Annotated in this window: 11 protein-coding genes; 6 read left to right on the forward strand and 5 right to left on the reverse strand. The window is 44.2% G+C overall.

Going from position 1 to position 11,623, the window contains the following annotated elements; translation table 11 throughout:
* Positions 1 to 11: 11 nt before the first annotated feature.
* On the reverse strand, positions 12 to 1,646 hold the full coding sequence (locus JQX68_RS12190; protein WP_147772207.1) for a M20/M25/M40 family metallo-hydrolase: 1,635 nt from the start codon (positions 1,644 to 1,646) through the stop codon (positions 12 to 14).
* Between the two features lie 172 nt (positions 1,647 to 1,818).
* Here JQX68_RS12190 and namA point away from each other — a divergent pair, with 172 nt between their 5' ends.
* On the forward strand, positions 1,819 to 2,835 hold the full coding sequence (namA, locus tag JQX68_RS12195; protein ID WP_040082699.1) for an NADPH dehydrogenase NamA: 1,017 nt from the start codon (positions 1,819 to 1,821) through the stop codon (positions 2,833 to 2,835).
* 109 nt (positions 2,836 to 2,944) lie between these two features.
* Complete coding sequence (locus tag JQX68_RS12200; protein WP_147772208.1) at positions 2,945 to 3,706, forward strand: alpha/beta fold hydrolase; 762 nt, start codon at positions 2,945 to 2,947, stop codon at positions 3,704 to 3,706.
* A gap of 43 nt (positions 3,707 to 3,749) precedes the next feature.
* On the opposite strand, the gene rpmG is transcribed toward JQX68_RS12200, so the two are convergent.
* Entirely contained in the window at positions 3,750 to 3,899 is a 150-nt protein-coding gene (gene rpmG / locus JQX68_RS12205) for a 50S ribosomal protein L33 (RefSeq protein ID WP_003226511.1), read from the reverse strand.
* Positions 3,900 to 3,977: 78 nt separating this feature from the next.
* A complete protein-coding gene (gene rnz, locus JQX68_RS12210) occupies positions 3,978 to 4,901 on the reverse strand; it encodes a ribonuclease Z (RefSeq protein WP_147772209.1) in 924 nt (307 codons plus the stop codon).
* Between the two features lie 226 nt (positions 4,902 to 5,127).
* Between rnz and zwf the strand changes: the two genes are divergently transcribed.
* A complete protein-coding gene (gene zwf, locus JQX68_RS12215) occupies positions 5,128 to 6,597 on the forward strand; it encodes a glucose-6-phosphate dehydrogenase (protein ID WP_014664517.1) in 1,470 nt (489 codons plus the stop codon).
* Positions 6,598 to 6,722: 125 nt separating this feature from the next.
* On the opposite strand, the gene gndA is transcribed toward zwf, so the two are convergent.
* Both gndA and JQX68_RS12225 read right to left on the reverse strand, forming a co-directional pair.
* Positions 6,723 to 8,132, reverse strand: coding sequence for an NADP-dependent phosphogluconate dehydrogenase (gene gndA / locus JQX68_RS12220; protein ID WP_014664518.1), 1,410 nt, complete (start codon positions 8,130 to 8,132; stop codon positions 6,723 to 6,725).
* Between the two features lie 109 nt (positions 8,133 to 8,241).
* A complete protein-coding gene (locus JQX68_RS12225) occupies positions 8,242 to 9,486 on the reverse strand; it encodes a DNA polymerase IV (protein WP_147772210.1) in 1,245 nt (414 codons plus the stop codon).
* A 72-nt stretch (positions 9,487 to 9,558) separates the two neighbouring features.
* Here JQX68_RS12225 and mifM point away from each other — a divergent pair, with 72 nt between their 5' ends.
* From mifM to JQX68_RS12240, 3 genes are all read left to right on the forward strand, one after another.
* Positions 9,559 to 9,846, forward strand: a complete 288-nt coding sequence (mifM, locus tag JQX68_RS12230; RefSeq protein ID WP_080478337.1) for a membrane protein insertion/folding monitor MifM — start codon at positions 9,559 to 9,561, stop codon at positions 9,844 to 9,846.
* 30 nt (positions 9,847 to 9,876) lie between these two features.
* Positions 9,877 to 10,704 (forward strand): membrane protein insertase YidC, encoded by an 828-nt coding sequence (locus tag JQX68_RS12235; RefSeq protein ID WP_147772211.1) that lies wholly within the window; start codon positions 9,877 to 9,879, stop codon positions 10,702 to 10,704.
* Positions 10,705 to 10,888: 184 nt separating this feature from the next.
* Entirely contained in the window at positions 10,889 to 11,617 is a 729-nt protein-coding gene (locus JQX68_RS12240; RefSeq protein WP_069149831.1) for a YqjF family protein, read from the forward strand.
* Positions 11,618 to 11,623 lie beyond the last annotated feature (6 nt).

The following is an 11,623-nucleotide window of genomic DNA, read 5'->3' on the forward strand; positions in this document are numbered from 1 at the left end:
TCTTTCTTTTTCTACAACTGCTGGCCGGCTGTTTCCGATTGCTTTAATAGCGCGGAGATCGTAAATGAAAGCAAATCGGGAAGCACTTCAAAGGAATAAGGCATATACAATCTTTCCGTCCATTTGTGCGGGTCTTTGCCAACCGGACCGACATTTAAAACGGGGACATACAAAGCCTGTTCTTTGCCGCTTGGCAATGAATATCCTCTATTAAAGAGCGGCATATTGCTTGTGTATGCGTCAACCTCCTGCTTTTCCAGCTGAAGATAGCTCAAGTCCGATAGTCCGGGAAAGTACTGAACCTCCCGCAACGCAATGCCGTATCTGTTAGCCGCATACTGCATAAGCTGATCAGCTGTATGTCTAATCAATTGATCGTCCTTTGACGAAACGGCCGGATAAAACGGCGGACTATAAAAAAGAACAATAAGCGGGGCATCCTCCTTACAAAGCGAAGCAATCTCAGAAACAATTTTGGTAGAAAAATCCCTGTCTCCAAGCTCCCCCCTGTTAGCAAAGGCATAATTAAGAGCTCGGTCTGTTTCCGAAATTCCAGCACGTTTTTTTGCACGCGCGACCAGCTCATCAAATGTCAAAACAGTGACGGCCCGTTCAATCGGCTGAAATGGCTCAAATTGCTGAAAACTCTGTGTTTTCTTCCGAACGTTCGACATGATTTCCTCCGCCGCCTGTTTTGCGGTTTTCAGCAGCATCTGGTGCAGCTCACTAGCCGAGCGTCTCATTGACAGCACATTAAATAATGTGACAGCTGTATGCGGTGTCTGAACTGAATATGCCTCTTTCAAGTCCTTTTGCATTAAGTTTACCGGCGGCGGAGTGACCTCACCATCAACCTTTTCACAATAATCAGCATTCAGTTCAAGCAAACGGTTAATCTCAGATACCATTAAATTCGCGTTTAGGCCTGAAAACGGCTCTCCGACATGTGTCTCAATTCCCTTGCAGAAAAATCCCGCAAGCACCTTGCCAATGCTTCCTGTATAAAAATATTGCTGCTGGTCGCCGGGGAATTTTTCAAACATCGGTTCAGCATTCAGGCAGGCGGTTAATGTGATATCATGCTTTTTCTCCATTTCCTTCAATACAGGAACCGCCTCAATCATGCCTCTTGAATTCACTTCCTCGTCCGGAACTGTTATCAACAGCAGATTGCCCTCAAAATGGCCGTTCATTGCCCGCTCCAGCATCGACAGCTGAACACAAAGCCCCGCTTTCATATCCATCGTCCCTCTGCCAAACAGCCAGTCTCCGCTTTCAGCATCTCTTCTCACACGTTCAGGAAGCAGCTCTTTTTTCTCTAAAAAGGAACTCAAAAGCTCAGCAGGCTTGCAAGCCATATGTTTAAATTCTCCGTAATCCTCTATGTCAACGACATCAAAATGACTCAACAGAAGCACTGTCTTTTTGACCTTCTTCTTTTTGACTAGAGCCGTAAGAAAAGATCTGCCATCGTCCATCGTATGAAGAGTTACATCATCAGGATGTTTTTGAAAATAAGGCTTGTCCTTCAAAATAAAATAAAGATATTCTGCAAGTGCTGCCTCGCCCTTCGAACCGGTGATGCTTTCGTATTGCACAAGAGAAGTTAAAAGTGCCCGCAATTCGTCCTTCGTCTGCCAATTCATCGATTTCCGTCCCTCCTATGTATAAAAACGCTTCTAGCTTGAAAAATAAGATGATTTCCTGTCTATTATACAGAAATGTTTGACAAAAACGGTTCTTTTGAGCAGTTTATATGACGCGAAAGAAATGACTTGATATAATCAATCTCTAAAAACCTTACGGGAGGCGAAAGAAATGGCCAGAAAATTATTCACACCTATTACAATTAAAGATATGACATTAAAAAATCGCATTGTTATGTCGCCAATGTGCATGTATTCTTCTCATGAAAAGGACGGAAAATTAACGCCGTTCCACATGGCGCATTACATATCGCGTGCAATCGGCCAAGTCGGACTGATTATTGTAGAGGCGTCAGCAGTTAACCCTCAGGGACGAATTACAGACCAAGACTTAGGCATTTGGAGCGACGAGCATATTGAAGGCTTTGCCAAACTGACTGAGCAGGTCAAAGAACAAGGTTCAAAAATCGGCATTCAGCTTGCCCATGCCGGACGTAAAGCTGAGCTTGAAGGAGACATTTTCGCTCCATCGGCGATTGCGTTTGACGAACAATCAGCAACGCCTGTAGAAATGTCAGCAGAAAAAGTAAAAGAAACGATCCAGGAGTTTAAGCAAGCGGCTGCCCGCGCAAAAGAAGCCGGCTTTGATGTGATTGAAATTCATGCGGCGCACGGATATTTAATTCACGAATTTTTATCTCCGCTTTCCAACCATCGCACAGATGAATACGGCGGCTCACCTGAAAACCGCTATCGTTTCTTGAGAGAGATCATCGATGAAGTCAAACAAGTATGGGACGGGCCATTATTTGTCCGTGTATCTGCCTCAGACTATACAGATAAAGGATTGGACATCGCCGATCACATCGGTTTTGCAAAATGGATGAAGGAGCAGGGTGTTGACTTAATCGACTGCAGTTCAGGCGCCCTTGTTCACGCAGACATTAATGTATTTCCCGGCTATCAGGTCAGCTTCGCCGAGAAAATTCGTGAACAGGCGGACATGGCGACTGGTGCCGTCGGCATGATTACAGACGGTTCAATGGCTGAAGAAATTCTGCAAAACGGACGTGCCGACCTCATCTTTATCGGCAGAGAGCTTTTGCGGGATCCATTCTTTGCAAGAACCGCCGCGAAACAGCTCAATACAGAGATTCCGGCCCCTGTTCAATACGAAAGAGGCTGGTAATGCCCATAAGAGATATCCTGTAGAGGATATCTCTTTTTTTATTTTTAGAGAAACGATCGGCTAAGGTTCTCCGTCTCCCTAGTAGAACCAATTAGAGGAGATGACTCCAATGAAATCAGCTTGGATGGAAAAGACATATACAATTGACGGATGTGCGTTTCATACACAGCACCGGAAAGGAACAAGCGGTGTAACGATTGTCTTTGAGGCCGGCTACGGTACTTCTTCTGAGACGTGGAAACCATTAATGGCGGACATTGATGATGAATTTGGCATTTTCACATATGATCGGGCGGGCATAGGGAAAAGCGGGCGAAGCAGAGCGAAACGAACAGCTGAACAACAAGTGAAAGAATTGGAGAGTTTGCTTAAAGCAGCAGATGTAAAACCTCCTTACCTGGCTGTTTCACACTCATACGGAGCTGTCATCACCGGCTTATGGGCCTGCAAAAACAAGTATGATATTATCGGCATGGTCCTTCTTGATCCAGCTTTAGGAGATTGCGCCAGCTTCACCTTTATACCCGAAGAGATGCACAAATTATATACGAGAAAGATGATGCTTGAGGGCACACCTGCAGAATTTTCAAAAAGTCTGCAGGAGCTCAAACAGCGGCAAATCCATTTAGGAAACATGCCTCTCCTTGTATTGTCATCAGGAGAACGGACTGAGAAATTCGCTGCTGAACAGGAATGGCAAAACTTGCACAGCAGCATATTGTCTCTATCCAACCAAAGCGGCTGGATTCAAGCTAAAAACAGCTCCCACAACATCCATCATGATGAACCTCATATCGTTCATTTGGCTATTTATGACGTATGGTGCGCAGCGTGCCAGCAGGCCGCCCCTCTTTACCAGGCAGTCAATTAACGTAAAAAAAGACCGGGCCGTAAGAGACGCCCGGTCTTTTTTGTTATTTTGTTTCACGGTGAAGGGTATATTTCTTCAAACGCGGTGAATATTTTTTCAGCTCCAAACGATCTGGATTGGTGCGTTTATTTTTTGTTGTAATGTAATTTCGGTCTCCCGTTTCAGTGCAAGCTAAAGTAACATTGACTCTCATCGTTCACATCTCCTTTTCAAAACGTAATGATTACGCTTTATTATACAACGTAATGGCAAATTGTCAAATAAGATGCCTTCAGCCTCGCGGGATGGTTACCTCTAAGAAATCATATGCCGCCACACTATTGGGGAAAACATCAACCGCTTCTTTTTGAAGCTCCAAAGAGGCATCCCCCTGATATCTTGCGCTGATATGGGTTAAAATGAGCTGCTTTGCTCCTGCTTCTTTCGCTGTTACAGCCGCTTGTTCCGTTGTGCTGTGATAATAATCATAAGCCAGTTTATGATCTTCCTTAGCAAAGGTTGCTTCATGAACAAGCACATCACAATCTCTTGCAAGCTCTTTTAGTTTGTCGCTAACTCTCGTATCTCCGGAGAACACAACAGATCTTCCCTTTTTGGGAGGCTCCAGAAAATCACTCCCATTGATGATGCGTCCGTCTTCAAGCGTTACCGTTTCGCCTTTTTTGATTTTCTGATACACGGGTCCGGGCGGGATGTTCATTTCTTTTAATACATCCGCCTTCAGGGCACCCGTTATGTCTTTTTCCTGCACACGGTACCCGAAGGCTTCTACGCCATGAATAACAGAAACCGCTGTGACAATAAACTGATCGTCTTCAAACACGATTCCTTCTTCAATTTCCTGGACCGCAAGCGGATATGTCAAATGGGTTTTCGTGACGGCAAGGCTTGTTTCAATAAACGCTTTGATCCCTTTAGGTCCGTACACTGTCAGCTCGTCCTCTCCGCCTTGAAAGGAACGGCTCCCCAGAAGCCCCGGAAGTCCGTATACATGGTCACCATGCATGTGTGTAATAAAGATTTTCTCTATTTTACGAGGTTTAATCGTTGTATGTAAAATTTGATGCTGTGTGGCTTCCCCGCAGTCAAAAAGCCATACCGAACGCCTTTCTTCAAGCAATTTCAATGCGATAGAGGTGACGTTTCTCGTCTTGGCGGGAATGCCGGCTCCCGTCCCTAAAAAAAGTAATTCCACGTTTCCTTCCTCCTACTAGAACCAGATACCTACAAGAATACAGGATCAAGCGCAAAATGTGAATCTTGCCTCTCAAAAGAACAATCCTTTCGTGCTAGAAACATTTTTTCAGCATTCTGCTTAAAAAAGGGCTTAAATGTTTGCTTTCGTTGAATTTTAGATTTAAAATGAAGGAAATATACGGGGTGTACTAAAATAAAGCTTCGAATAAAGTGAGGTACTTTTAGTGAAAACAAACCAACAACCAAAAGCAGTAATTGTCATATTCGGTGCAACTGGAGATTTAGCAAAACGAAAATTGTATCCGTCTATTCACCGTTTATATCAAAACGGACAAATCGGAGAAGAGTTTGCAGTGGTAGGAGTTGGAAGAAGACCTTGGTCAAATGAGGATCTTCGCCAAACCGTTAAAACATCCATTTCCTCGTCTGCAGATAAGCATATAGATGATTTCACGTCTCATTTTTACTATCACCCGTTTGACGTGACAAATCCTGGATCTTATCAAGAGCTTAACGTATTGCTTAACCAGCTGGAAGATACATATCAAATTCCGAACAACAGAATGTTCTACCTGGCAATGGCTCCTGAATTCTTCGGAACAATTGCAAAAACATTAAAATCAGAGGGTGTAACAGCTACAACAGGCTGGTCCCGCCTTGTCATCGAAAAGCCGTTCGGCCACGATCTGCCAAGCGCACAGGCATTAAACAAAGAAATCCGTGAAGCGTTTACGGAAGATCAAATTTACAGAATCGACCATTATCTAGGCAAACAAATGGTTCAGAACATTGAAGTGATTCGATTTGCCAATGCGATTTTCGAACCGCTCTGGACAAACCGCTACATCTCAAACATTCAAATTACGTCTAGCGAATCACTTGGCGTAGAAGACCGTGCAAGATATTACGAAACATCAGGCGCCCTGCGCGACATGGTGCAAAACCATATTATGCAGATGGTTGCCCTCCTTGCAATGGAGCCGCCGATCAAATTGAACACAGAAGAAATTCGCAGCGAAAAAGTGAAGGTGCTGAGAGCACTACGCCCTATTGCAAAAGATGAAGTGGATGAATACTTTGTGCGCGGACAATATCAAGCCGGTGAAATTGACGGTGTACCTGTTCCTTCTTATACAGAAGAAGATAATGTCGCTCCTGACTCCAATACAGAAACCTTTGTTGCCGGCAAGCTCTTGATCGACAACTTCAGATGGGCTGGTGTTCCATTCTATATCCGTACCGGAAAACGAATGAAAGAAAAGTCCACAAAAATTGTCGTTCAATTTAAGGACATTCCGATGAACCTGTACTACGGCAATGAAAACAACATGAATCCGAACTTGCTTGTCATTCATATTCAGCCTGAAGAAGGCATTACACTTTACTTAAATGCTAAAAAGCTTGGCGGAGCAGCACACGCGCAGCCAATCAAACTCGATTATTGCAGCAATTGCAATGACGAGTTGAACACCCCTGAAGCATATGAAAAACTAATTCACGACTGTCTTCTTGGCGATGCAACAAACTTTGCACACTGGGATGAAGTTGCCCTTTCTTGGAGCTTTGTCGACTCCATTTCTGAAACATGGGCAGCAAACAAAACCTTATCTCCTAACTACGAATCAGGCTCAATGGGACCGAAAGAATCAGATGATCTTTTGGCGAAAGACGGCTTGCACTGGTGGAATATATAATAAGAAAAAAGCCGAAAATGCTTGTGAGCATTTTCGGCTTTTTTGCAGCTGTCACAGAGGTATAGCACTACTCTCTTTAATAACAAAACCCCCCGAAGCTCTTGCGGTTCGGGGGGTTCTATTGATTACTTCATCCATTCAGTATGGAAAATACCTTCTTTATCAGTACGCTCATACGTATGAGCGCCAAAGTAGTCACGCTGTGCTTGGATTAAGTTTGCAGGCAGTACGGCTGTACGGTAGCTGTCATAATAAGCTAATGCGCTTGAGAATGATGGCACCGGCACACCTTGGGCAACTGCAAGTGAAATCACCTGGCGAAGCGCTCCTTGGTAGCTTTCTGCAATATTCTTGAAGTAGCTGTCAAGAAGCAGGTTGTCAAGCTCAGGCTCGCGATCGTAAGCTTCTTTGATCTTCTGAAGAAACGCTGCACGAATGATGCAGCCGCCACGGAAGATCATAGCGATTTCACCATATTTCAGATCCCAGTTATATTCTTCAGAAGCAGCTTTCATTTGGGCAAATCCTTGCGCGTATGAGCAGATTTTACTCATGAACAACGCTTTTCTGACCGCTTCAATCAGCTCTTCTTTATTTTCCGTAACAGGCTTCACTTCCGGTCCTGAAAGAAGTCCGCTCGCTTTCACACGCTCTTCCTTCATAGCTGAGATAAAACGCGCGAATACAGATTCAGTAATAATCGGAAGCGGAACACCTAAGTCAAGTGCGCTTTGGCTTGTCCATTTTCCTGTTCCTTTTTGTCCTGCTTTATCGAGAATCACATCAACAAGCGGTTTGCCTGTCTCTTCGTCTTTTTTCGTGAAGATGTCAGCTGTAATCTCAATCAGGTAGCTGTCAAGCTCTCCTTTATTCCATTCAGCGAAAACTTCATGAAGCTCATCAGCTGAAAGGCCCAGCACCTGTTTCAGAATGAAGTAAGATTCAGAAATCAGCTGCATATCTCCATATTCAATACCGTTGTGCACCATTTTTACATAATGGCCGGCACCATCAGGACCGATATATGTCGTACAAGGTTCTCCGTCAACTTTTGCAGAAATGGCTTCAAGAATCGGTTTCACAAGCTCATGTGCTTCTTTTTGTCCGCCAGGCATGATAGAAGGCCCTTTAAGCGCCCCTTCTTCTCCGCCGGAAACGCCTGTTCCGATAAAATGAATTCCGCTTTCAGCGAGTTCTTTGTTACGGCGCTGTGTATCTTTATAATATGTATTTCCGCCGTCAATTAAAATATCATCCTTCTCTAGATGAGGAAGAAGAGATTGAATTGTCGCATCTGTTGCAGTTCCCGCTTTAACCATTAATAAGATTTTGCGCGGTGTTTCCAAGGATTGGACAAATTCTTCAATGCTGTATGTGCCAACAACATTTTTTCCTTTTGCCTCTTGCAAAAACTCCTCAGTCTTACTGCTAGATCTGTTGTAAACAGAAACAGAAAATCCCCGGCTTTCGATATTTAAAGCCAGATTTTTACCCATGACCGCAAGTCCGATAACGCCGATTTGTTGTTTTGACATATTCTAACGTCCCTTCTGCAAACGTTTAATCATTTTAAAATTTAAATTAAAATAAAATGATATTTATAATAAAGAAATTACCATACTTTCACCCTTTTTTTCAAGCGATTCAGCTTTTCTTTTCATCCTGAAAAAAATCTTTATTAAAGCTTGTTCCCTTCGTTTTGCTCTCCTCTTTTTTTACCCTTGCACCTTTTCTGATCAGTTTAGATCCGTACTTTTCATTCAGCTTTTCCATTATCTGCTGAATGGGCTCATCCCTCGCATCCTCATTAAAGCTGAACAAATCGAGCTGCTTATAGGCCTGCTCTTTTTCTACCAAATCGGTTCCGGTAATGCCAAGCAGCCTGACAGGATTTTTATTCCAGTGCTTAAAAAAGAGGTGCTCTGCTTCTTTCAAGATTTCATTTTTTTGATCAATCGGATTTCTCAGCGTGATGCTTCTCGTAATGGTTTTCCAATCCGCATATCTAATCATAATAAATAGCTTTGAAGCCATGACTTCCTTGCGCTGTAAACGGTCACTCACGGAAGCGGCAAGTTTTCTGAAAACGCCTAACAGCTCCTCTTCATCACTGGAGTCATGTGAAAGTGTCGATGAGTTGCCGACGCTTTTAAATTCGTAAATGCGCTCCGGGTCAACCGGCGCATGGTGAATGCCGTTTGCTTTATTTTTAAGGCGCGGACCGTTGATGCCAAGCAGGCGCTTCAGCGAGTGTTCATCAGCTGCAGCTAGCTCTCCGATTGTATGAATGCCGAGTCCTTTCAGTTTTTCCGCTGTCTTATTGCCAACTCCGTGCATCTCTCCAACAGGAAGCGGCCAAAGGATGTCGGGCACTTGCCTCTTTCTTAAAATCGTAATTCCAAGCGGCTTTTTCATATCAGACGCCATCTTAGCGAGAAATTTATTCGGCGCGATTCCTATGCTTGACGGAAGCAGCAGCTCTTTTTGCAATCTGCTTTGGATTTCTTTTGCCGTCTCCAGCGCTCGGCTGCTGTATGGTGTATCGGTCATGTCCATATAGCCCTCATCAATGGAGACAGGCTCCACCAGGTCAGTATATTCACGGAGAATAGTAAACATGGCTCCGGAAGAGTTTCTATAGCGGTCAAAATTCGGCGGAAGAACGATGAGCTCTGGACAATGGCGCTTCGCTTGCCAAACCGGCATTGTTGTTTTGACGCCGCGCGCCCTTGCTTCGTAGCTGCATGTCACCACAATGCCCTTTCGCTCCTTTACGTTTCCGGCAACTGCGACCGGCTTTCCCCGGAGAGCCGGATCATATGCCATTTCAACCGATGCATAAAAGCTATTCATATCAATATGGAAAATAATTCGGCTCTTTCCCGGCATAAACAAATCTCCTTTTCGTTCATTAGACAACGGCTTGTACATATAGTAAAATGAAGGTACTGAATGGATGTGATTAAAATGTTTGTGGAATCGATAAATGACGTTTTATTCTTAGTCGATTTTTTCACAATTATTCTTCCTGCTCTGACGGCAATCGGGATTGCATTCCTCTTACGAGAGTGCCGTGCCGGCGAGCATTGGAAATCCAAACGAACAGATGAACATCAGACAGTCTTTCACATTAACCGAACAGACTTTCTTATTATTATATATCATCGCATTACAACTTGGATACGTAAAGTCTTCCGCATGAATTCGCCTGTGAACGATGATGAAGACGCCAGTTCTCTTCTTTTATAAACCGCATTTATAAAAAGGAGGAGAACAAAATTGCTAAAAACATATCAAAAACTTATGGCTATGGGTATCTTTTTGATCGTATTATGCTCGGGCAATGCTGCCTTCGCGGCGACGAATCATGTGGGAGGTCTCAGCAACGTAGGGTTTTTCCACGATTATTTAATCGAACCGTTTTCCGCGCTGCTTAAGGGGGTTGCCGGGCTGTTTCATGGAGAATACGGACTCTCTATTATTCTCGTAACCATTATTGTGCGTTTGGTTGTACTGCCCTTGTTTGTCAATCAGTTCAAAAAACAGCGTATGTTTCAAGAAAAAATGGCGGTTATTAAACCTCAGGTTGACAGCATTCAGGCCAAACTGAAAAAGACGAAGGACCCGGAAAAGCAAAAAGAGCTGCAAATGGAAATGATGAAGCTGTATCAAGAGAACAACATCAATCCGCTTGCCATGGGATGCCTCCCAATGCTGATTCAGTTTCCTATTGTGATTGGATTTTATTACGCGATTCGCTCCACACCTGAAATTGCGTCACACTCGTTTTTATGGTTCAGTTTAGGACAATCAGATATTCTCGTGTCTCTTAGTGCGGGAGCTATGTACTTTATCCAGGCCTATGTCGCCCAAAAACTGAGCGCGAAATATTCCGCTGTCCCGCAAAACCCTGCGGCGCAGCAATCCGCAAAATTGATGGTGTTCATCTTCCCAGTGATGATGACGATTTTCTCGCTTAATGTCCCGGCAGCGCTGCCGTTGTACTGGTTCACAAGCGGGCTATTCTTGACAGTCCAAAACGTCGTCCTTCAGATGACGCACCATAAAAATAAAAAAACTGCCGCTCTTACTGAGCCGGTGAAATAATGAAGCAACCCCGCGCGACAAGCCGGGGTTGTTTTTTTGTTGCTTGCGAAGTATTCACCGCGCAGGCAGCCTCTTTTGTTATGGCTGAAGCAGAGATGGCCATCCTAAAAAAACAGCGGTCTCGTTTAAAAAGAAGGAAATCGGGAATACCTTTACTCACCTCCAAACGAAAGGAGCATATACGTTGGCGGAACGTTTTCAGCAAAAAAACATTTCTGTACCTGAAGGAATTTGGATCATGAGACAAACCTGGAATGACATCTTATTTGCCCACTGGCCTGTTGATGTTTCTATCCTTCGCGATTTGGTACCGCCAGTTTTAGAATTAGATACATATAACGGGCAAGCTTGGATCAGTATGCTTCCCTTTATGCTCACGAACCTAAGGGCGCGTTACCTTCCCCCCATTCCCGGTGCGCGTGCATTTCCTGAGCTTAACCTCCGCACCTATGTCACATATAAAGGCAAGCCCGGCATTTATTTTTTCAGCTTAGATGCCGATCATCGGCTGGCGGTTTTGGGCGCTCGCACGTTCTTTCATTTGCCTTATGTTCACGCTGATATGAAAGCTGAAAAAAACGATGATGGCATTGACTATGTCAGCAAGCGGAGAGACGGCAGAGAAGCAGTATTCCGCGTCGCATACCGGCCCGTTTCAGCTCCTTTTACAGCGGAAAAGGATTCACTCGATTATTGGCTGACGGAACGGTATAGACTCTACACTGCCTACCGAAACAAACTCTATTACGAAGACATCCACCATCACCCATGGCTGCTGCAAAACGCTGAAGCGAAAATTTCAGTCAATACGGTGACAGATGCTCACGGCATTACGTTGCCAGAGGCAGACCCCTTGCTTCATTACGCTAAAAAACAGGACGTGTTATTTTGGCCGCTTAGGAAATGGAGCTAAAAAAAC

This window comes from Bacillus sp. LJBS06, from assembly GCF_016924995.1.
Classification (GTDB): Bacteria; Bacillota; Bacilli; order Bacillales; family Bacillaceae; genus Bacillus; species Bacillus stercoris.